The organism is Mycolicibacterium smegmatis (assembly GCF_001457595.1).
Classification (GTDB): domain Bacteria; phylum Actinomycetota; class Actinomycetes; order Mycobacteriales; family Mycobacteriaceae; genus Mycobacterium; species Mycobacterium smegmatis.
This window is the reverse complement of sequence record NZ_LN831039.1, coordinates 2194568-2215962: the sequence shown is the minus strand read 5'-3', so window position 1 is coordinate 2215962 and position 21395 is coordinate 2194568. Positions and strand designations below refer to the sequence as shown.

Here is a 21395-nt window from a genome sequence, read left to right as displayed (position 1 = left end):
AGGCTGTGGGTTAGCTCACATGGACAGCCCACCTTAGGGAGCGTCGCGCGTATGGCTCTGTACACGCCAATCCTCATTCTGGGGGCGATCGCGGCCGTTTTCGCCGTGGTATCCGTGGGGATCGCCCTCGTGATCGGCCCACGGCGCTTCAACCGGTCGAAACTCGAAGCCTACGAATGCGGCATCGACCCCCTGCCGCCCGTCGCCGCGGGCCTGACCGGCCAGCGCATACCGATCCGGTACTACCTGATCGCGATGTTGTTCATCGTCTTCGACATCGAGATCGTCTTCCTGTACCCGTGGGCGGTGGCCTTCGACAGCCTGGGACTGTTCGCGGTGATCGAGATGCTGCTGTTCATGCTCACGGTGTTCGTGGCATACGCCTATGTCTGGCGGCGAGGGGGCCTGAATTGGGACTAGAAGAACGTCTGCCCGGCGGAATCCTGCTGTCGACGGTCGAGACGGTTGCCGGATATGTCCGCAAAGGTTCGCTGTGGCCCGCGACGTTCGGTCTGGCCTGCTGCGCGATCGAGATGATGTCAACGGCCGGACCGCGCTTCGACATTGCCCGGTTCGGCATGGAGCGGTTCTCCGCGACACCGCGGCAGGCCGATCTGATGATCGTCGCGGGCCGCGTCAGCCAGAAGATGGCCCCGGTGCTGCGCCAGATCTACGACCAGATGGTCGAACCGAAATGGGTGCTGGCCATGGGGGTCTGCGCATCCTCCGGTGGCATGTTCAACAACTACGCGGTGGTGCAGGGTGTCGACCACGTGGTGCCCGTCGACATCTACCTGCCCGGGTGCCCACCACGCCCCGAGATGCTGCTGCACGCAATTCTCAAGCTGCACGACAAGATTCAGCAGATGCCGCTCGGGGTGAACCGCGAGGAGGCCATCCGGGAGGCCGAACAGGCCGCCCTGGCCGTACCGCCCACCATCGAACTCAAGGGGCTGTTGCGGTGAGCACCTCCAACGGATCCGCCAACGGCACCAACGGCGCCGGCCTGCCCCGCGGTGACGACCCGGAGATCATCGCGGTACGCCGCGGGATGTTCGGCAACCGGGACACCGGCGACACGTCCGGATACGGGCGTCTGGTGCGTCCGGTCGCACTGCCCGGCAGCACACCGCAGCCGTACGGGGGTTATTTCGACGCCGTGATGGACCGGCTGGCCGAGGTGCTCGGCGAGGAACGGTACGCGATGTCGATCGAACGCGTCGTGGTGTACCGCGACCAGCTGACCATCGAGGTCTCGCGCGTGCAACTGCCCGCGGTGGCAAGCGTATTGCGCGACGATCCGGACCTGCGCTTCGAACTGTGCCTGGGTGTCAGCGGCGTGCACTACCCCGAGGACACCGGACGCGAGTTGCACGCCGTGTACCCGCTGATGTCGATCACCCACAACCGCCGCCTCCAGCTGGAGGCCGCGGCGCCGGATGCCGATCCGCACATCCCGTCGTTGTACGCCGTCTACCCCACCACCGACTGGCACGAGCGGGAGACCTACGACTTCTTCGGGATCATCTTCGACGGGCATCCGTCGCTGACACGTATCGAGATGCCCGACGACTGGGAAGGCCACCCGCAGCGCAAAGACTATCCGCTGGGCGGTATTCCGGTGGAATACCACGGCGCCCAGATCCCACCGCCCGATCAGCGGAGGTCCTACAGCTGATGAGTACATCGACGGTCCCGCCCGACGGCGGGGAGAAGGTTGTCGTCGTCGGCGGCAACGACTGGCACGAGGTGGTCGCCGCCGCGCGGGCAGGCGCGGCGGCGCAGGCCGGCGAACGGATCGTGGTCAACATGGGCCCGCAGCATCCGTCCACCCACGGAGTGCTGCGGCTGATCCTGGAGATCGAGGGCGAGATCATCACCGAGGCCCGGTGCGGTATCGGCTACCTGCACACCGGCATCGAGAAGAACCTCGAGTACCGCAACTGGACGCAGGGCGTCACGTTCGTCACCCGGATGGACTACCTGTCACCGTTTTTCAACGAGACGGCGTACTGCCTGGGCGTGGAGAAACTGCTGGGGATCACCGACGACATCCCCGAGCGCGCCAGCGTGATCCGCGTGATGCTCATGGAACTCAACCGGATCTCCTCGCATCTGGTGGCGCTGGCCACCGGCGGGATGGAACTGGGCGCGATGAGCGCCATGTTCTACGGCTTCCGTGAACGCGAGGAGATCCTGCGGGTCTTCGAGTCGATCACCGGTCTGCGGATGAACCATGCCTACATCCGTCCCGGCGGTCTGGCCGCCGACCTGCCCGACGACGCGATCACGCAGGTGCGCAGGCTGGTCGAGATCCTGCCGAAACGCCTCAAGGATCTGGAAGATCTGCTCAACGAGAACTACATCTGGAAGGCCCGCACGGTCGGGGTCGGCTACCTGGATCTCACCGGCTGTATGGCGCTGGGCATCACCGGTCCGATCCTGCGGTCCACCGGTCTGCCGCACGATCTGCGCAAGGCACAGCCGTACTGCGGTTACGAGAACTACGAATTCGACGTCATCACCGACGACCGTTGCGACTCCTACGGCCGGTACATCATCCGGGTCAAGGAGATGCACGAGTCGGTGAAGATCGTCGAACAGTGCCTGGAAAAGCTGAAGCCCGGGCCGGTGATGATCAGCGACAAGAAACTGGCGTGGCCGGCCGATCTCAAATTGGGGCCCGACGGCCTGGGCAACTCGCCCGAGCACATCGCCAAGATCATGGGCCACTCGATGGAGGGCCTGATCCACCACTTCAAGCTCGTCACCGAAGGCATCCGCGTACCACCGGGGCAGGTGTACGTCGCCGTCGAATCCCCGCGAGGTGAACTCGGCGTGCACATGGTCTCCGACGGCGGCACCCGGCCCTACCGCGTGCACTACCGCGATCCGTCCTTCACCAATCTGCAAGCGGTGGCGGCGATGTGCGAGGGCGGCATGGTGGCCGACGCGATCGCCGCGGTGGCCTCGATCGACCCTGTGATGGGCGGAGTGGACCGCTGATGAGCGCTTGCGCGAAGAGGAAACCACGGCTGATGAGCGCTTGCGCGAAGAGGAGACTGCTGTGAGCGAGGTGTTCCTGGAACTGGGCCAACGCCCGGACGAAGCGGGTCCGCCGATCAGCGGACCCGCGACGTATCCCGACGACGTCACCGGAAGCCTGCGGGCCGATGCCGAGCAGATCATCGCGCGGTACCCCGACGCCCGGTCGGCACTGCTGCCGCTGCTGCACCTGGTCCAGGCACAGGACGGATATCTCACCCCGGCCGGGATCGGTTTCTGTGCAGCACAATTGGGGCTCACCGAGGCCGAGGTGACGGCGGTCGCGACCTTCTACTCGATGTACCGCCGCACCCCGACCGGCGACTACCTCGTCGGTGTGTGCACCAACACCCTGTGCGCGATCATGGGCGGCGACGCGATCCTCGAGGCGCTCGAAGACCACCTCGGCGTGCATCCGGGCGAGACCACGCCCGACGGCCGGGTCACGCTGGAACACCTCGAGTGCAACGCCGCGTGTGACTACGCGCCGGTGGTGATGGTGAACTGGGAGTTCTACGACAACCAGACACCGTCGTCGGCCCGCGATCTCGTCGACGGTCTGCGGTCGGGATCGCCGCCGCCGCCCACACGCGGATCGCTGTGCACGTTCCGCGAAACCGCCCGCACCCTTGCCGGTCTCACCGATCCGAACGCACCAGGCGGTGCGCCGGGCGCGGCCACGCTGGCGGGTCTGCGACTGGCCCGTGAGCGCGGCATGACCGCACCCACCCCGCCCCAGACGAACGGTTCGGCCTCATGACCCCGCTCACCCCGGTGCTCAGCAGGTTCTGGGACGAACCCGAACCGTGGACGCTGGAGACCTACCGCCGCCACGACGGGTACCAGGGACTGCAGCGCGCCCTGTCGATGGGGCCGGACGACGTCATCGCGTTCGTCAAGGATTCGGGCCTGCGCGGTCGCGGCGGCGCGGGATTTCCCACCGGCACCAAGTGGTCGTTCATCCCGCAGGAGCGCGGCGACCAACCCGCGGGCGGGCCCGCCGCCAAACCGCACTATCTGGTGATCAACGCCGACGAGTCCGAACCCGGTACGTGCAAGGACATTCCGCTGCTGCTGACCACACCGCACTTCCTGGTCGAGGGCGCGATCATCGCGGCGTACGCGATCCGGGCCAGGCACGCGTTCATCTACGTGCGCGGCGAGGTGCTGCCGGTATTGCGGCGGTTGCAGGCCGCGGTCGCCGAGGCCTACGCGGCCGGATATCTGGGCACCGACATCATGGGGTCGGGTTTCGACCTGGACCTGATCGTGCATGCCGGTGCGGGCGCGTACATCTGCGGTGAGGAGACCGCGCTACTCGATTCGCTCGAGGGCCGGCGCGGGCAGCCTCGGCTGCGGCCGCCGTTCCCCGCGGTGGCGGGCCTCTACGCGTGCCCCACGGTGGTCAACAACGTCGAGTCCATCGCGAGCGTGCCGCCGATCATGGTCAACGGTGTCGACTGGTTCCGGTCGATGGGTTCGGAGAAATCGCCTGGCTTCACGCTGTATTCGCTGTCCGGACACGTCACACGCCCCGGCCAGTACGAGGCGCCGCTCGGTATCACGCTGCGCGAACTCCTCGAATATGCCGGCGGAGTTCGGGCCGGGCATCAGCTGAAGTTCTGGACGCCTGGCGGATCGTCGACACCGTTGCTGACGGCCGAACACCTCGACGTGCCACTGGACTACGAGGGCATGGCCTCGGTCGGATCGATGCTGGGTACCAAGGCACTGCAGATCTTCGACGAGACCACGTGCGTGGTCCGCGCGGTGCGCCGCTGGACGCAGTTCTACGCCCACGAGTCGTGCGGCAAGTGCACACCGTGCCGCGAGGGCACCTACTGGCTGGCGCAGATCTACGCACGGCTGGAGAACGGCGCGGGCACCGAGGCCGACATCGACAAGCTGCTCGACATCTCCGACAACATCTTCGGAAAGTCGTTCTGCGCGCTGGGCGATGGCGCGGCCAGCCCGATCATGTCCTCGATCAAGCATTTCCGGGACGAGTACGTGGCCCATCTGGACGGAGGCTGTCCGTTCGATCCACATGCCTCGACGCTGATGGCCACCGAAGGGGCAGGTGTGTAGCGATGACCGCGAGTGTGCGCTCCCATACCGTCCGCGCGGCGTGGCGCGTACGAAACCGCACACTCGGCGTAGGGAAAGGGGGACGCTCGTGACGCTGGCCGAACCGACCAAGGACACGCCGCCGGTGGAGATGGTGTCGCTGACCATCGACGACCATGAGATCAGTGTTCCCAAGGGCACATTGCTGATCCGGGCCGCCGAGTTGATGGGCATCCAGATCCCCCGGTTCTGCGACCACCCGTTGCTCGACCCGGTCGGGGCGTGCCGGCAGTGCCTCGTGGAGGTCGAGGGCCAGCGCAAGCCGATGGCCTCGTGCACCACGACGGTCATGCCGGACATGGTGGTCCGCACGCAGTTCACGTCCGAGGCCGCCGACAAGGCGCAGCGCGGCGTCATGGAACTGCTGCTGATCAACCATCCCCTCGACTGCCCGATCTGCGACAAGGGCGGCGAATGCCCGCTGCAGAACCAGGCGATGTCCAACGGCAGGCCCGAAACCCGGTTCGAGGACGTCAAACGGACGTTCCCCAAACCGATCAGCATCTCCTCGCAGGTACTGCTCGACCGCGAACGCTGCGTACTGTGCGCGCGCTGCACCCGGTTCTCGTCGCAGATCGCCGGGGATCCGTTCATCGACCTCATGGAACGCGGTGCGCTGCAACAGGTCGGCATCGGTCAGGACAAACCGTTCCAGTCCTACTTCTCCGGCAACACCGTGCAGATCTGCCCCGTCGGCGCGTTGACCGGGACCGCCTACCGCTTCCGGGCCCGCCCGTTCGACCTGGTGTCCAGCCCCAGCGTGTGCGAACACTGCGCATCCGGATGCGCACAGCGCACCGACCACCGGCGCGGAAAGGTGTTGCGCCGCCTGGCCGGTGACGAACCCGAGGTGAACGAGGAGTGGAACTGCGACAAGGGCCGCTGGGCGTTCACCTACGCCACGGTCGGTGACCGGATCACCACACCGATGCTGCGCGACGGCGGTGTGCTGCGGCCCGCGTCGTGGTCGGAAGCGCTCACGGTGGCCGCCGCGGGCCTGCTCACCGCGGCGGGCAGCACCGGCGTACTGGTCGGCGGCCGGTGCACCGTTGAGGACGCCTACGCGTACGCGAAGTTCGCGCGAATGGTGCTCAACACCAACGACGTCGACTTCCGGGCCCGCCCGCACTCGGCCGAGGAAGCCGAGTTCCTGGCCGCCCACGTCGCCGGGCAGACCATGGGGCTGCGGTACGCCGAACTGGAGAACGCGCCGACGGTGCTGCTCGCCGGTTTCGAGCCCGAGGAAGAGTCGCCCATCGTGTTCCTGCGCCTGCGCAAGGGCGTCCGCAAGAACGGTGTGCAGGTGGTGGCGGTGGCACCGTGGGCCAGCCGTGGTCTGACCAAGCTGGCCGGCACCGTGGTGCCGACGGTGCCCGGCGACGAGCCCGCCGCGCTTGACGGGATGCACGACGACGACCGGTTGCGCCGACCGGGGGCCGTCATCCTGGTCGGTGAGCGTCTGGCCACCTCCCCGGGTGCCCTGTCGGCGGCCGTGCGCCTGGCCGCGGCGACCGGTGCGCGTCTGGCGTGGATTCCGCGTCGTGCCGGTGAGCGCGGCGCCATCGAGGCCGGTGCACTGCCCAACCTGCTGCCGGGCGGTCGGCCGGTCGACGATGCCGATGCCCGCGCCGAAGTGGCACGAGCCTGGTACATCTCGGCGCTGCCCGAGGCACCCGGGCGGGACACGGCCGCGATCCTGTCGACGGCCGCGAGCGGGCACCTCGCGGCGCTTCTGGTCGGCGGAGTCGAACTCGGCGATCTGCCCGATCCTGAGCTGGCGGTGGCCGCGGTGCGGACGACGCCGTTCGTGGTGAGCCTGGAGCTTCGCGAGAGTGCCGTCACCGAACTGGCCGACGTGGTGTTCCCCGTCGCACCGGTGGTGGAGAAGGCCGGGTCGTTCCTCAACTGGGAAGGGCGCCCTCGCCCGTTCGCGCCCTCGCTCAAGACCAACGCGATCCCGGATCTGCGGGTGCTGCACTATCTGGCCGACGAGATCGGCGTCGACCTCGCCCTGCCCACTGCCGAGGCGGCCGACGCCGAACTCGCGCAGCTGGGCACCTGGGGCGGAGCACGCCCACCCGCGCCCACGGCGCCGCCCACCGCGAGACCCGAAGCCGGGTCCGGGCAGGCGGTTCTCGCGAGCTGGCGCATGCTGCTCGACGCGGGCCGTCTGCAGGACGGTGAACCACACCTCGCCGGCACGGCCGTGCGCCCCGTCGCGCGGATGTCGGCCGCGACCGCCGCGGGCATCGGCGCGAGCGACGGTGCGCCCGTGACCGTCAGCACCGAACGCGGCGCGGTCACGTTGCCGCTCGCGGTCACCGACATGCCCGACGGGGTCGTGTGGTTGCCGATGAACTCGCCGGGATCGGCGGTGCACCAGCGACTCGGGGTGACCGCCGGTGCCGTGGTGTCGATCGGAGCCGGGGCATGACACATCCGGATCCCACACTGTTCGGCCACGATCCGTGGTGGCTCATGCTCGCCAAGGCCGTCGCGATCTTCGTCTTCCTCTTGCTGACCGTGCTCTCGGCGATCCTGATCGAGCGGAAACTGCTGGGCCGCATGCAGATGCGGTTCGGCCCGAACCGGGTCGGCCCGGCCGGTCTGCTGCAGTCGCTGGCCGACGGCATCAAGCTCGCGCTCAAGGAGGGCCTGGTCCCCGCCGGCGTCGACAAGCCCATCTACCTACTGGCCCCGGTCATCTCGGTGATTCCCGCGTTCGTCGCGTTCTCGGTGATCCCGTTGGGCGGCGCGGTGTCGGTGTTCGGCCACCGCACCCCGCTGCAACTGACCGACCTGCCCGTCGCGGTGCTGTTCATCCTGGCCGCGACGTCGATCGGTGTCTACGGCATCGTGCTGGCCGGGTGGGCGTCGGGATCCACCTATCCCCTGCTCGGCGGCCTGCGCTCGAGTGCACAGGTGGTGTCCTACGAGATCGCGATGGGGCTGTCGTTCGTGGCGGTGTTCCTCTACGCGGGAACGATGTCCACGTCGGGCATCGTTGCCGCGCAGGACCGCACCTGGTTCGTGTTCCTGCTGCTGCCGTCGTTCCTGGTGTACGTGGTGTCGATGGTCGGCGAAACCAACCGCGCGCCTTTCGATCTTCCCGAGGCCGAGGGCGAACTGGTGGGCGGGTTCCACACCGAGTACTCGTCGCTGAAGTTCGCGATGTTCATGCTCGCCGAGTACGTCAACATGACCACGGTGTCGGCCCTGGCCACCACGATGTTCCTGGGCGGATGGCACGCACCGTTCCCGTTCAACCTGATCGACGGCGCCAACAGCGGATGGTGGCCGCTGCTGTGGTTCACCGCCAAGGTGTGGACCTTCATGTTCCTGTACTTCTGGCTGCGGGCCACGCTGCCCCGCTTGCGGTACGACCAGTTCATGGCGCTGGGCTGGAAGGTGCTGATCCCGGTGTCGCTGCTGTGGATCATGGTCGTGGCGATCACCCGCAGCCTGCGCCAGCACGGTGAGGGCACGTGGGCGGCCTGGCTGCTCACCGCGGCCGTGGTCGTCGTCGTGGCCCTGATCTGGGGCCTGGCGACATCCCTGCGGCGCCGCACCGTTCAACCGCCACCTCCGCAGAGCACCGGCGCCTACCCGGTGCCACCCCTGCCGTCCGTCGGCACCAAGGAGACCGCTGATGCCTAAATTCCTCGACGCGCTCGCCGGATTCGCCGTCACGCTGGGCTCGATGTTCAAAAAGCCCATCACCGAGGGCTATCCGGAGAAACCCGGTCCCGTCGCCCCGCGCTACCACGGCCGGCACCAACTCAACCGCTACCCCGACGGGTTGGAGAAGTGCATCGGTTGCGAGTTGTGCGCGTGGGCGTGCCCGGCCGACGCGATCTACGTCGAAGGCGCGGACAACACCGCCGACGAACGCTATTCGCCCGGTGAACGCTACGGCCGCGTCTATCAGATCAATTATCTGCGGTGCATCGGGTGCGGTCTGTGCATCGAGGCCTGCCCCACGCGGGCCCTGACCATGACCACCGAGTACGAGATGGCCGACGACAACCGGGCCGACCTGATCTGGGGCAAGGACAAGCTGCTGGCACCGCTGCAAGAGGGTATGCAGGCGCCGCCGCACGACATGGCCCCGGGCAAGACCGACGACGACTACTACCTGGGTAACGTCACGCCCATCACGCCGGTCCCCTCGGGCACAGAGGACGCCCGATGAACTCCGACCTGATGCTGCTGGCCGCCGAGGGTGCGCGCACGTCGACGAGCGAGGCCGTGGTGTTCTGGGTCGTCGGCACCGTAGCCCTCGTCGGCGCGATCGGCGTGGTAGCCGCCCGAAAGGCCGTGTACTCGGCAGTGTTTCTGGCCTGCACCATGATTTCGCTGGCCGTGCTCTACATCGCGCAGGACGCGCCGTTCCTCGGTGTGGTGCAGATCGTGGTCTACACCGGCGCGGTGATGATGCTGTTCCTGTTCGTGCTGATGCTCATCGGCGTCGATCTCACCGAGTCGCTCGTCGAGACGATCAAGGGGCACCGGATCGCGGCGCTGATCGCGGGTGCCGGGTTCGGGATCCTGGTGATCGCGGGTATCGGCAACGTGTCGGTCGCCGGGTTCAGCGGTCTGGCCGCGGCCAACAGCGGCGGCAACGTCGAGGGCTTGGCGGCGCTGATCTTCACGCGGTACCTGTGGGCGTTCGAGTTGACCAGCGCGCTGCTGATCACCGCGGCGCTGGGGGCGATGGTGCTCGCGCACCGGGAACGCTTCGAACGCCGCAAGACCCAGCGGGAACTGGCCATCGAACGCTTCCAGACCGGCGGGCATCCGACGCCGCTGCCCAATCCCGGTGTCTACGCCCGGCACAACTCCGTCGACGTCCCGGCCCGTCTGCCCGACGGGTCGGAATCCCCACTGTCGGTGAGCACGATCCTGCCGCACCGCACGGTCGGCAGCGCGACCAACGGGAAGAGGTGACGCGGTTGAATCCCGACAACTACCTGTACCTCTCGGCACTGCTGTTCACCATCGGCGCCGCGGGAGTGCTGTTGCGGCGCAACGCGATCGTCATGTTCATGTGCGTCGAGTTGATGCTCAACGCCGCCAACCTGGCGTTCGTGAACTTCTCCCGCATGCACGGCCAACTCGACGGGCAGGTGGTGGCATTCTTCACGATGGTGGTCGCCGCCTGTGAGGTGGTGGTGGGCCTCGCCATCATCATGGCCATTTTCCGCACCCGCCGATCGGCCTCCGTCGATGACGCCAACCTGCTGAAACATTAAGGGCGCGATGATAACTGACTGGCTACCTGTCTGGCTGCTGATCGCCCTGCCCGCCGCAGGGGCGACCATCCTGCTGCTCGCCGGCCGCCGCAGCGACCGCTGGGGCCACCTGCTGGGATGCGCGATGTCGTTGGCGGCGTTCGCGGTCGGCACTGTCCTGTTCGCCGGGATGCTGGGCCGGTCCGGCGAGGAGCGGGCCGTGCACGAGGCACTGTTCTCCTGGGTGCCCGTGGGTGGTCTGCAGGTCGACTTCGGCCTGCAACTCGACCAGTTGTCGGTGTGCTTCGTCCTGTTGATCACCGGTGTCGGGTCGCTGATCCACATCTACTCGATCGGTTACATGGCCGAAGATCCGGACCGCAGACGGTTCTTCGCCTACCTCAACCTGTTCCTGGCGGCCATGCTGCTGCTGGTGCTGGCCGACAACTACCTGGGTCTCTATGCCGGTTGGGAAGGCGTGGGCCTCGCGTCGTACCTGCTGATCGGGTTCTGGTCGCACAAGCCGTCGGCCGCGACGGCGGCCAAGAAGGCCTTCGTCGTCAACCGCGTCGGCGACATGGGTCTGGCGATCGCACTGATGATCATGTTCGCCACCATCGGGTCGATCTCGTTCGCGGGGGTTTTCGCCGCCGCACCCGGGCTCAGCGAGGCGACGCTCAGCGCCATCGGCCTGCTGCTGTTGCTCGGCGCGTGCGGCAAGTCCGCGCAGGTGCCGCTGCAGTCCTGGCTCGGGGACGCCATGGAGGGCCCGACGCCGGTGTCGGCACTGATCCACGCTGCCACCATGGTGACCGCCGGCGTGTACCTGATCGTGCGGTCCGGCCCGATCTTCGACCTCGCACCCACCGCGCAGACCGGTGTCGTGATCGTGGGCGCGGTGACGCTGCTGTTCGGCGCGATCATCGGCTGCGCGAAAGACGACATCAAGAAGGCGCTCGCCGCGTCGACCATGAGCCAGATCGGCTACATGGTGCTCGCGGCCGGACTCGGGCCTGCCGGTTACGCATTCGCGATCATGCATCTGCTCACCCACGGCTTCTTCAAGGCCGGCCTGTTCCTCGGGGCGGGCTCGGTGATGCACGCCATGAACGACGAGGTCAACATGCGCCGCTACGGCGGGCTGCGCAAGGTCCTACCCGTCACGTTCGCCACGTTCGGCCTCGGATATCTCGCGATCATCGGTGTGCCGCCGCTGGCCGGCTTCTTCTCCAAGGACGGCATCATCGAGGCCGCGCTGGGGGCCGGTGGTGCGCGCGGCGTGATCCTGGGCGGCGCAGCGATTCTGGGCGCCGGAATCACCGCGTTCTACATGACGCGGGTCATGCTCATGACGTTCTTCGGTGAGAAGCGTTGGGCTTCTGAGGCGAGCGAAGCGACGGGGAACATGCAAGCGGTGCATCCACATGAGGCACCCGCGGTGATGACGTGGCCCATGATCCTGCTCGCGGTCGGATCGGTGGTGTCCGGCGGCGCCCTGGCCATCGGCGGCACCCTGTCGCACTGGCTCGAACCCGTCGTCGGCGCGCACGAGGCACACCACGCGGTGCCCGTGTGGGTTGTCACGGCGATCGTGCTCGCGGTGGTCGCGGTCGGCATCGCCGTCGCCTACCGCATGTACGCCCGGCAGGCGGTCCCCGAGGAGGTGCCCGAGGGTTCGGCGCTGACCGTGGCCGCCCGGCGGGACCTCTACGGGGATGCGTTCAACGAGGCCGTGTTCATGCGCGGCGGCCAGACGTTGACCGCGGCCATGGTCACCGTCGACGACAAGGCCGTCGACGGCACCGCGGGTGGTCTGGCGGCTCTGGTGAGCCGCACATCGGATGCGTTGCGGCAGGTGCAGACCGGTTTCGCACGCTCGTACGCGTTGTCGATGCTCGGAGGTTCGGCTCTGGTGGTGGCGGCGATTCTGGCGGTGCAACTGTGGTGAGTACCTTTCCCTGGCTGACGGTGTTGTGGGCGGTGCCCGTCGTGGGGGCCGCGGTGGTGATTCTGTTGCCCGCCGCCCAGCAGGTGCTGGCCAAGTGGCTGGCCCTGGCGGTGTCGGTGCTGACCCTCGCGGTCACCGCGGTCGTCGCGATCGGGTTCGACCCGGCCGCCGCGCAGTACCAGTTCGTCGAATCACACCGGTGGATACCGTCTTTCGGCACCGGTTACATCCTCGGCGTCGACGGCATCGCCCTGGCGCTCGTGGTGCTCACCGCGGTGCTGGTGCCGCTGCTGATCATCGCAGGCTGGAACGACGCGAGCAGGCAGACCGGCCTTGCGGGGCGTTCGGTGCAGGCCTATCTGGCGCTCACGCTGGCCGTCGAGGGCATGGTGCTCATGTCCCTTGTCGCCCTCGACATCCTGCTGTTCTACGTGTTCTTCGAGGCCATGCTCATCCCGATGTACTTCCTCATCGGCGGCTTCGGCGGCGAGAACCGGTCCCGCGCGGCGGTGAAGTTCCTGCTGTACAACCTGTTCGGCGGCCTCATCATGCTCGCCGCGGTGATCGGCCTCTACGTCGTCACCGCGGGCAGTGACGCGTTCGCGGCAGGCACATTCGACTTCCGGGAGATCGTCGCGGCCGTATCGTCCGGCGAGTTCGCGGTCAATCCGGCGATCATGAACTTCCTGTTCCTCGGGTTCATGTTCGCGTTCGCGGTCAAGGCGCCGCTGTGGCCGTTCCACCGCTGGCTGCCCGACGCCGCGGTGGAGGCCACGCCGGCGTCGGCCGTGCTGATGATGGCCGTGATGGACAAGGTCGGCACGTTCGGCATGCTGCGGTATTGCCTGCAGTTGTTCCCCGATGCGTCAACGTATTTCCGTCCGGTGGTGATCACCCTGGCCGCGATCGGCATCGTCTACGGCGCGGTGCTGGCCATCGGGCAGACCGACGTGATGCGATTGATCGCATACACGTCGATATCGCACTTCGGGTTCATCATCCTGGGGATCTTCGTGATGACCAGTCAGGGGCAGTCCGGGTCGACGCTGTACATGATCAACCACGGCATCTCGACGGCCGCGTTGTTCCTGATCGCCGGGTTCCTGGTGTCGCGGCGTGGCAGCAGGCTCATCGACTCCTACGGCGGTGTCCAGAAGGTCGCACCGGTGCTGGCGGGCACATTCCTGGTCGCCGGACTGGCCACGTTGTCACTGCCGGGGCTGGCACCGTTCATCAGCGAATTCCTTGTGCTGATCGGCACCTTCACGCGATATCCGGTGGTCGCGGTGTTCGCCGCGACCGCGCTGGTGCTCTCGGCCGTCTACATCCTGTGGACCTACCAGCGGATGATGACGGGGCCGGTGCGCGACGGGATCGGTGACGGCGACCGTCCGGTGCGCGATCTGGTGCCGCGTGAACTCGTCGTGGTGGCGCCACTGCTCGCACTGCTGCTGGTGCTCGGCATCTACCCGAAACCCGCACTCGACGTGATCAACCCGGCGGTCGAGCACACTCTGACCACGATCGGACAGACCGATCCGGAACCGGCTGTGCCACCGACGATTGCAGAGGGGGCACGCTGACATGATCACACCCAGCATCGAATACGGCCTGCTGTCGCCGATGCTCATCGTGTTCGGCGTCGCGATCGCAGGCGTGCTGATCGAGGCGTTGGCGCCGCGGCAGAGTCGCTACCCACTGCAGGTCACCCTGGCTCTCGGCGGCCTGATCGCGACCGTCGTCGCAGTGGTGTTCGTCGCACGCGGGCTCAGCGGCACACCGGGGCGGCCGGCCGTGCTCGGGGCCGTCGTGCTCGACGCGCCCGCGGTGTTCCTGCAGGGCACCATCGCGCTGGTCGGCGTCCTCGGCATCATGCTCATCGCCGAGCGCCAGAAGGCCACCGTATCCGCCGGTGAGGCACGGGGATTGGAGGATTTCACGCCGCAGGCCTCGGCGGTGGCGGGCAGTGTCGCCGAACAGTTGGCCACCAAGACCGGTGTCATGCAGACCGAGGTCTTCCCGCTGACGATGTTCGCGATCGGCGGCATGCTGTTGTTCCCCGCAGCCGACGACCTGCTGACGATGTTCGTGGCGCTGGAGGTCCTGTCGCTGCCGCTGTATCTGCTGTGCGGGCTCGCGCGCCGGCGCCGCCTGCTGTCGCAGGAGGCCGCGCTGAAGTACTTCCTGCTGGGCGCGTTCTCGTCGGCGTTCTTCATCTACGGCGCGGCCATGCTGTACGGGTCGGCAGGCACGCTTGATCTGTCGGGTATCGCGGAGTCCGTCGCCGCCGGCAGCGGCAACACCTCGCTGGCGCTGCTGGGCGTGGCGCTGCTGCTCGTCGGTGTGCTGTTCAAAGTCGGTGCGGTGCCGTTCCATTCGTGGATTCCCGACGTCTACCAGGGCGCGCCGACTTCGATCACGGCGTTCATGGCGGCCGCGACCAAGATCGCGGCGTTCGGGGCGATGTTGCGGATCTTCTACGTCGCGGTTCCCGCGCTGCGCGACGACTGGCGCCCGGTGCTGTGGGCGATCGCGATTTTGACCATGGTGGTCGGCACGGTCACGGCAGTCACGCAGACCGACGTCAAACGCATGCTCGCGTATTCGGCCGTGGCACACTCGGGTTTCATTCTCACCGGCGTGATCGCCGCCAACCCGGCCGGGGTGTCCTCGACGCTGTTCTACCTGTTCGCCTACGGGTTCAGCACGCTCGGCGCGTTCGCGGTGGTCGGGCTGATCCGCAACGCCGCGGGCGACGAGGAGACGTCGATGGCGCAGTGGGCCGGCTTGGGAAGGCGGTATCCCATTGTGGGCGTGGTCTTCTCACTGTTCCTGCTGGCGTTCGCCGGTATTCCGTTGACCAGCGGGTTCGTCAGCAAGTTCGCGGTGTTCAAGGCCGCCGGTGAGGGTGGCGCGATCCCGCTGGTGATCATCGGCGTGATCGCGAGCGCGGTCGCCGCGTACTTCTACGTGCGGGTGATCGTGCTGATGTTCTTCACCGAACCACCCGACGATGCGCCCGAACTCGTGGTGCCCAGCGGTCTGTCGACCGCGGTGGTCACCGTCACCGCGGCCGTCACGTTCGCGCTCGGCGCGCTGCCTCAGCCCCTGCTCGACCTGGCCAGCAGCGCGGAGACGTTCCTGCAGTAACTTCCCTCGCGAGCAGACGCAAGAGTGCGCTTTTCGGACCCGAGATAGGCAACTTTGTGTCCGCTCGCGGAAGAAAAGTGCGGGCCGTCTACCCGCCCCCGGTCGACTTCCGGTACGCGGCGATCAGCTTGCTCAGCCCACGCACCTGGGCGCGGGCTTTCTCGGCGTGATCCGGCCCCAGCGCGATGAGCTGATAGACGATGCCGTCGCCCACACCCGAGACGAGTTGGGCGAGTTCGTCGTCGTCGGGAAGACCGATCTGCGCCAGTGATTCGGCGATATAGCGGTCGTAGATTCCGTAGAGCTGTTTGACGTACGCCGCCATGCGCGGCTTGCGGCGCGATTCCAGGATCATCTCCATCTGGAACGCCTGCACATCACGGTGCTCGGCGATCACATCCACGAGGTGCGTGTAGAAGTCTCCGGCGTCGCGGGCCTCGGTGATGGCAGGCAGGGTGACGTCCAGCGCGTAGTTGAGGGCCTCTTCGAGAACCTCGTCCAACGAGGAGAAGTGATGCTGAATGGTGCCGTGCGTGACGTTGGCCTCGGCGGCCAGGGATCGGTAGGTCAGCTTGCTCAGGCCTTCTCGGGCCACCAGGGTCACGGTGGCGACGATCAGCGCCTGGCGTCCGTCGCCGTGCGCCACGTTCCCCTTGGCCGACCTCGCCACGTGATCTCCTTGTCTGTCTGTAAGAAGGATATGCCCGCAGCAAAGCGATGCGGACCGTGCGCACAGTGGTGCCGCTAGATTCGACACATGACGATCGTGCTCACCGCCGACCACGGTGCCGTCCGCGTGCTCACCATGAACCGTCCCGAGGCCCGCAACGCGCTGGGCAGCGAGCTGATCGAGGCGCTGTTCACCGCGCTGCAGGACGCCGACGATGACGCATCCGTGCGGGCCGTGGTGTTGACCGGTGCGGACCCGGCGTTCTGCGCGGGTGTCGACCTCAAGCAGGCGCAGACGCTCGGTATGGACTACTTCGCGCAGTTCCAGACGCACAACTGCATCATCAAGACCGGGCAGATGGCGACGCCGATCATCGGCGCGATCAACGGCGCGACGTTCACCGGCGGCCTGGAGATGGCACTGGGCTGCGACTTCCTGATCGCCTCGGAACGTGCGGTGTTCGCCGATACCCATGCGCGCGTGGGGATTCTGCCCGGCGGCGGGATGACGGCGCGGCTGCCGCAGGTGGTCGGCGCCGCGATGGCGCGCCGGTTGTCGATGACGGGTGAGGTGGTCGACGCCGCACGCGCCGAACGCCTGGGGTTGGTCACCGAGGTGGTGGCACACGAGCTGCTCCTGGACCGGGCGCTCGAACTCGCCCAGCAGATCGCCGAGGTGCCGTGCCCGATCATGTCCGGCCTCAAAGAGATCTATACGCGTGGCACGGATCCGGTGATCGCTTCGGCACTGGACGCCGAGCAGCAGATCGCCGGCGCGCAGCAGCGCGACTTCGCCGGTCTCGGCGACAGATACCGTGCGGTCGCCGAACGCAACCACGCGCAGATCCAGCGCTAGGGTTCGATGATCGTCATCCCCGAACCCGCGAAACTGTCCATGCCCGCCAACGCATCCGGTGCGTCGTCGAGGCCGATCCGGCGCGTCACCAGGCGTTCGGGTTGCAACGCTCCGCTGGCCAGCAGGTCGAGCATCGCGGGATAGTCGACCGCGGGCATGCCGTGGGACCCGAAGATCGCGAGTTCCTGTGCGATCACGCGGTCCATCGGAAACGCCGTATGCGCGTCGGCACCGAGCAACAACCCCACCTGCACGTGGCGACCACGGCGGCGCAGCGAGGCCACGGATGCCGCGGCCGAGACGGGGTTGCCAACGGCGTCGACACCGATGTGCGCACCGCCACCCGTGCGCTGAACGATTTCTGTTGCGACGTCGTCGATCTCGGTGCTGTTGACGATCTCGTCGGCACCCAGGCGCTGCGCGGCCGCCAACGCATCTGCGGTGACGTCGACCGCGACCACCTTGGCGCCGAACGCCTTCGCGATCATCACCGCCGATAGTCCGACACCGCCGCAGCCGTGCACCGCGACCCACTGGCCGGCCTTTACCGCACCGTGGTTGACCAGCGCCCGGAACGCCGTCGCGAACCGGCACCCCAGCGACGCCGCCGCGACGAACGACACGTCGTCGGGCAGCCGCACCAGGTTGGCGGCCGCGCGCGGCACCGCGACCAGCTGTGCGAACGACCCGGGCAGCGTGAACCCGGGTTGCTCCTGGTTCGGGCACACCTGCGCGTCGCCGGCACGGCAGAACTCGCATCGGCCGCAGCCGAGGACGAACGGCGTCGTCACCCGGTCCCCCACCTGCCATCCGGAGACGTCGGCGCCCACCGCGGCGATCACCCCGGCGAACTCGTGCCCGGGGATGATCGGCAACTGCACGGGATCGTGGCCGCGCCAGGCGTGCCAGTCCGAGCGGCACACCCCGGTTGCCGCGACCTGCACCAGCACACCGTCGGACGGGCAACTCGGATCGGGCATCTCGGTCACGCGAGGCAGGACACCGACCGTGGAACAGACGACAGCACGCACCGGCCCATCGTAGGCGCGTTCAGTGTTGGCGCTTGACGATGAACTGCACGATGCGCCCGCCGAGGTCCTCACGCACCGGTGTCGCTTCTTCGACCTGTTTGCGGGCCTGTGCGACGACAGGCGTGTCCGGATCGAGAACTGACAGGTAAACCTCATGTGCGGCAAGGGAATCGACGGCGACGTCGGTGTAACCGTCGATCACCTCGTAGTGCGTGAACTCGGGCCCGTTCTCGAACAGCCACCGCGGCGGGTCGGCGAGCTCGTCGTAGGCCTCGGCGACGGCGTGCGCGAACTCGATGTGATCGCGCTGGTTCGGCGCGTCCGGCGCCCAACTGTCACCGCTGTAGATCGTGATGACGACATCGGGTTTGAGCGCTTCGATCGTCGCGGCGATGCGGGCCCGCAGTTCGGGCGTGTTGCGGATGTCGCTGTCCGGGTAGTCCCAGAATTCGAGCTTGTCGACGCCGCAGATCGCCGCGGACCTGCGCTGCTCATCCTCGCGCAACGGGCCGGCCTGCTCGGGCGGCATACCGGCGATACCGGCCTCGCCGCGCGATGCCAGCGCATAGTGCACGGTTCTGCCTGTCGCGGTCCATTTCGCGACGGCCGCGCCGATGCCGTACTCGGGGTCGTCGGGATGCGGGACCAGCACCAGTGCCGTCTGCCAGTCGGTGGGGAACGGCTCTTCGTCCATCCGCCCAGTGTGTCTCAGTACCACCCCGCGGGTCGGTACGCCGCGCCGGGATGGTCGGCGGCCAGCAACGGCCCGGCGCCACCGAGCCGTTCGCGCAACGTGACTCGCTCACCGTGCTCGGGCACCCGGCCGCGGCGGCGCAGTTCGGGCACGACGAGGCGGGCAAAGTCCTCGAAGGTTCCTGGCGTCGTGACGTAGGCCAGGTTGAACCCGTCGATGTCGGCCTCGTCGACCCACCGCTCGAGTTCGTCGGCAACCTCGGTCGCCGAGCCAACCAGCACCGGGCCGCGGCCACCGAGACCGATCTCGTGGGCCAACTCCCCTGCCGTCCACGGACGCTCGGCCGTGGTGAACGAGGCCAGCGCCGAACGATTCGCCTCGGTCTGCACGTACTTGAGCGGTTCGTCGGGACCGAGTTCGGCCAGGTCGACTCCGGTCCAGCCGCCGAACAGCGCGAGCGCGCCCTCGGGGCTGACGTACTTCCGGTACTCGTTCAGCTTGGCCACGGCCTCGTCGCGGGTTTCGGCGACGACGGGCGTCACCATCGTGAAAACCTTGATGGAGCGGGGATCTCGTCCCTGCTCGGCGGCCGCGGCGCGCAACGCCTTGACCGGTTTGGCGACGACGTCGGGCGTCGGGCCCGAGACGAACACCGCCTCGGCGTGCCCCGCGGCGAACCGCACGCCCCGCGGTGAGGCACCGGCCTGGAACAGCACCGGGGTGCGCTGGGGAGACGGCTCACACAGGAAGGGTCCGGGAACACTGAAGTAGCGCCCCTTGTGCTCGATGTCGTGCACCTTGGCCGGGTCGGTGAACACGCCGCGCTCCGCGTCGCGCACCACGGCGCCGGGTTCCCACGACGCCTCCCACAGCTTGTAGCAGACCTCCAGGTACTCCTCGGCGATCTCGTAGCGCTCGTCGTGGGGGATCTGGGCATCCAGGCCGAGGTTGCGCGCGGCGCTGTCGAGGTACGACGTGACGATGTTCCACGCCACGCGGCCTTCGGTGAGATGGTCGAGCGTCGCGAACCGGCGCGCCAGCGCATAGGGCTGCTCGTAGGTCAGCGACACCGTCACGCCGAAACCGAGCGTCTCGGTGACCGCGGCCATGGCCGAGACCGCGAGCGTCGGATCGTTGACGGGGAACTGTGCGGCGTCGGCCACGGCCGCGTCGCGTGACCCGCCGTAGATGTCGTAGACGCCCAGGATGTCGGCGAGGAACAGCGCGTCGAAGCCACCGGCCTCCAGCGTGCGGGCCAGATCCGTCCAGTACCCGAGTTCGCGGTAGCGGTAACCCTGATCTTCCGGATGACGCCACAGGCCCGCGGACTGGTGCCCGACACAGGCCATGTCGAAGGCGTTCAGGTAGATCCTGGTCATCACTCGTCCCCGATCTCGTCCTTGTGTGTCTCGCGCGCGAAATAGGCGGCCGCGACGGTGATCACGGTGAGCACCACGAAGTACCCGACGATCAGCCACGGGCTGCCGTCACCGGCGGCCAACAGGGACGCCGCGATGAGCGGCGCGAACCCGCCGGAGAGCACGGCGCCGATCGAGTATCCCAATGACGCGCCGCTGTAACGCACGCGGGTGTCGAACAGCTCACCGAACCAGGCGGCCTGCGGGCCGTACATGGCGTCGTGCGCGATGTTCACGCCGAACACGATCGCCAGGATGATCAGGACCGACGAGCCGGAATCGGCCGCGAGGAAGAACAGGACGAGCGCCACGACGCCGGCGATCGCGCCGAACAGATAGGGCGGGCGCCGGCCGATGCGGTCGGACACGATGCCCCAGAGCGGGGTGGTGATCAGGCCGATCGCCGACGCGATGAGCACCGCGGTCAGGCCGACCCCGCCACCGGCGGATGTCTGATCCTGCAGATAGGTCAGCGAATACGTCGTGAGCAGGACGAACAGCGCGATCTGCGAGATCCGCAGGCCGGTGGTGATCACGACGCCGCGCGGCTGGGTGCGCAGCACCTCCAACACGGGCATGCGGGCGACCTCGCCGGCTTCCTTGACCCGGAGGAAAACGTCGGCGTCGGTGAGCCGCAGGCGGATCACCAGACCGATCACGACCAGAACGGCGCTGAGCAGGAACGGGATTCGCCAGCCGTACGCGAGGAAAGCCTCAGGTCCGCAGACCGCCCTGGTCACGGAGAAAACGCCCGTCGACAGCAACATGCCCGCGGGTGAGCCCAGCTGGGTGAAGCTGCCGAACAACCCGCGACGGCCCGGCGGGGCGTGTTCGACCGACAGCAGCGCCGCGCCGCCCCATTCCGCGCCGACGGCGAGGCCCTGCAGCAGTCGCAGGGTCACCAGCAATGCCGGGGCCAGGAGCCCCACCTGTGCGTAGGTGGGCAACAGGCCGATCAGGAAGGTGCTGATGCCCATGCCGAGCAGCGCGGCGACCAGGACGGTCTTGCGTCCCACCCGATCGCCGTAGTGGCCGGATATCAGCGCGCCCAGCGGCCGGGCGCCGAATCCCGCGGCGTAGGTCGCGAACGCGGCCAACGTGCCGGCCGTCGACGAGACGTTCGGGAAGAACAGGGGTTTGAAGACGAGCGCCGCGGCCGTGGCGTACAGGTAGAAGTCGTACCACTCGATCGTGGTTCCGACCGCGCTACCCAGCGCGACGGTACG

At 67.7% G+C, this 21395-nt stretch carries 19 protein-coding genes and 1 pseudogene; 15 read left to right on the top strand and 5 right to left on the bottom strand.

Annotated features, from left to right (window positions below):
• Positions 1–51: 51 nt before the first annotated feature.
• The 14 genes and pseudogenes from AT701_RS10520 (at position 52) to nuoN (ending at position 15501) form a co-directional block, all read left to right on the top strand.
• Positions 52–420: an NADH-quinone oxidoreductase subunit A gene (locus AT701_RS10520; protein ID WP_011728125.1), complete on the top strand. Its 369-nt coding sequence runs from the start codon at positions 52–54 to the stop codon at positions 418–420.
• Positions 411–965 (top strand): NuoB/complex I 20 kDa subunit family protein, encoded by a 555-nt coding sequence (locus tag AT701_RS10515; protein WP_003893431.1) that lies wholly within the window; start codon positions 411–413, stop codon positions 963–965. Before AT701_RS10520 ends, AT701_RS10515 begins: the two co-directional genes overlap by 10 nt.
• Complete coding sequence (locus AT701_RS10510; RefSeq protein ID WP_058125796.1) at positions 962–1678, top strand: NADH-quinone oxidoreductase subunit C; 717 nt, start codon at positions 962–964, stop codon at positions 1676–1678. The genes AT701_RS10515 and AT701_RS10510 overlap by 4 nt, the downstream gene beginning before the upstream one ends.
• Positions 1678–3006, top strand: coding sequence for an NADH dehydrogenase (quinone) subunit D (gene nuoD / locus AT701_RS10505; protein ID WP_058125795.1), 1329 nt, complete (start codon positions 1678–1680; stop codon positions 3004–3006). The genes AT701_RS10510 and nuoD overlap by 1 nt, the downstream gene beginning before the upstream one ends.
• A 61-nt stretch (positions 3007–3067) precedes the next feature.
• Complete coding sequence (gene nuoE, locus AT701_RS10500) at positions 3068–3805, top strand: NADH-quinone oxidoreductase subunit NuoE (RefSeq protein WP_081319441.1); 738 nt, start codon at positions 3068–3070, stop codon at positions 3803–3805.
• On the top strand, positions 3802–5133 hold the full coding sequence (gene nuoF, locus AT701_RS10495; RefSeq protein WP_003893427.1) for an NADH-quinone oxidoreductase subunit NuoF: 1332 nt from the start codon (positions 3802–3804) through the stop codon (positions 5131–5133). Before nuoE ends, nuoF begins: the two co-directional genes overlap by 4 nt.
• 88 nt (positions 5134–5221) lie before the next feature.
• Positions 5222–7606 carry an NADH-quinone oxidoreductase subunit G gene (locus AT701_RS10490; protein ID WP_011728121.1) on the top strand — a complete coding sequence of 795 codons (2385 nt, stop codon included), beginning with the start codon at positions 5222–5224 and terminating at the stop codon, positions 7604–7606.
• Positions 7603–8829: an NADH-quinone oxidoreductase subunit NuoH gene (gene nuoH / locus AT701_RS10485; protein ID WP_011728120.1), complete on the top strand. Its 1227-nt coding sequence runs from the start codon at positions 7603–7605 to the stop codon at positions 8827–8829. Before AT701_RS10490 ends, nuoH begins: the two co-directional genes overlap by 4 nt.
• A pseudogene (nuoI, locus tag AT701_RS10480) lies at positions 8801–9364 on the top strand (NADH-quinone oxidoreductase subunit NuoI); the annotation flags it as partial. The gene nuoH and the pseudogene nuoI, both read left to right, overlap by 29 nt.
• Complete coding sequence (locus AT701_RS10475; protein ID WP_003893423.1) at positions 9361–10119, top strand: NADH-quinone oxidoreductase subunit J; 759 nt, start codon at positions 9361–9363, stop codon at positions 10117–10119. The pseudogene nuoI and the gene AT701_RS10475, both read left to right, overlap by 4 nt.
• A gap of 5 nt (positions 10120–10124) precedes the next feature.
• Positions 10125–10424, top strand: a complete 300-nt coding sequence (gene nuoK, locus AT701_RS10470; protein ID WP_003893422.1) for an NADH-quinone oxidoreductase subunit NuoK — start codon at positions 10125–10127, stop codon at positions 10422–10424.
• 7 nt (positions 10425–10431) lie between these two features.
• On the top strand, positions 10432–12351 hold the full coding sequence (gene nuoL / locus AT701_RS10465; protein WP_058125794.1) for an NADH-quinone oxidoreductase subunit L: 1920 nt from the start codon (positions 10432–10434) through the stop codon (positions 12349–12351).
• Positions 12345–13934: an NADH-quinone oxidoreductase subunit M gene (locus AT701_RS10460; protein ID WP_058125793.1), complete on the top strand. Its 1590-nt coding sequence runs from the start codon at positions 12345–12347 to the stop codon at positions 13932–13934. The genes nuoL and AT701_RS10460 overlap by 7 nt, the downstream gene beginning before the upstream one ends.
• 1 nt (position 13935) lies before the next feature.
• Positions 13936–15501 carry an NADH-quinone oxidoreductase subunit NuoN gene (nuoN, locus tag AT701_RS10455; RefSeq protein WP_058125792.1) on the top strand — a complete coding sequence of 522 codons (1566 nt, stop codon included), beginning with the start codon at positions 13936–13938 and terminating at the stop codon, positions 15499–15501.
• A gap of 88 nt (positions 15502–15589) precedes the next feature.
• Here the strand turns inward: nuoN and AT701_RS10450 are convergent, their stop codons facing one another.
• Positions 15590–16171: a TetR/AcrR family transcriptional regulator gene (locus AT701_RS10450; protein ID WP_058125791.1), complete on the bottom strand. Its 582-nt coding sequence runs from the start codon at positions 16169–16171 to the stop codon at positions 15590–15592.
• Between the two features lie 87 nt (positions 16172–16258).
• Between AT701_RS10450 and AT701_RS10445 the strand changes: the two genes are divergently transcribed.
• Positions 16259–17026, top strand: a complete 768-nt coding sequence (locus AT701_RS10445; protein WP_058125790.1) for an enoyl-CoA hydratase — start codon at positions 16259–16261, stop codon at positions 17024–17026.
• Here the strand turns inward: AT701_RS10445 and AT701_RS10440 are convergent.
• Genes AT701_RS10440 through AT701_RS10425 form a run of 4 tightly spaced genes read right to left on the bottom strand, consistent with a single transcriptional unit; the run spans position 17023 to position 21383 of the window.
• Positions 17023–18057, bottom strand: a complete 1035-nt coding sequence (locus tag AT701_RS10440) for a zinc-dependent alcohol dehydrogenase family protein (protein ID WP_058125789.1) — start codon at positions 18055–18057, stop codon at positions 17023–17025. The two genes, AT701_RS10445 and AT701_RS10440, sit on opposite strands and share 4 nt — an antisense overlap.
• Positions 18058–18076: 19 nt before the next feature.
• Positions 18077–18751, bottom strand: a complete 675-nt coding sequence (locus AT701_RS10435; RefSeq protein WP_011728114.1) for a PIG-L deacetylase family protein — start codon at positions 18749–18751, stop codon at positions 18077–18079.
• A gap of 14 nt (positions 18752–18765) precedes the next feature.
• Positions 18766–20130, bottom strand: a complete 1365-nt coding sequence (locus AT701_RS10430) for an LLM class flavin-dependent oxidoreductase (RefSeq protein ID WP_011728113.1) — start codon at positions 20128–20130, stop codon at positions 18766–18768.
• A complete protein-coding gene (locus AT701_RS10425; protein ID WP_174519655.1) occupies positions 20130–21383 on the bottom strand; it encodes an MFS transporter in 1254 nt (417 codons plus the stop codon). Before AT701_RS10425 ends, AT701_RS10430 begins: the two co-directional genes overlap by 1 nt.
• Positions 21384–21395 lie beyond the last annotated feature (12 nt).

Excerpts from the sequence above, each read along its gene's own strand:
- nuoD (WP_058125795.1), top strand. The coding sequence starts at position 1,678 with ATGAGTACATCGACGGTCCCGCCCGACGGCGGGGAGAAGGTTGTCGTC.
- AT701_RS10430 (WP_011728113.1), bottom strand. The coding sequence starts at position 20,130 with ATGACCAGGATCTACCTGAACGCCTTCGACATGGCCTGTGTCGGGCAC.
- nuoN (WP_058125792.1), top strand. The coding sequence starts at position 13,936 with ATGATCACACCCAGCATCGAATACGGCCTGCTGTCGCCGATGCTCATC.
- nuoH (WP_011728120.1), top strand. The coding sequence starts at position 7,603 with ATGACACATCCGGATCCCACACTGTTCGGCCACGATCCGTGGTGGCTC.
- nuoL (WP_058125794.1), top strand. The coding sequence starts at position 10,432 with ATGATAACTGACTGGCTACCTGTCTGGCTGCTGATCGCCCTGCCCGCC.
- nuoF (WP_003893427.1), top strand. The coding sequence starts at position 3,802 with ATGACCCCGCTCACCCCGGTGCTCAGCAGGTTCTGGGACGAACCCGAA.
- AT701_RS10520 (WP_011728125.1), top strand. The coding sequence starts at position 52 with ATGGCTCTGTACACGCCAATCCTCATTCTGGGGGCGATCGCGGCCGTT.
- AT701_RS10435 (WP_011728114.1), bottom strand. The coding sequence starts at position 18,751 with ATGGACGAAGAGCCGTTCCCCACCGACTGGCAGACGGCACTGGTGCTG.
- AT701_RS10445 (WP_058125790.1), top strand. The coding sequence starts at position 16,259 with ATGACGATCGTGCTCACCGCCGACCACGGTGCCGTCCGCGTGCTCACC.
- AT701_RS10475 (WP_003893423.1), top strand. The coding sequence starts at position 9,361 with ATGAACTCCGACCTGATGCTGCTGGCCGCCGAGGGTGCGCGCACGTCG.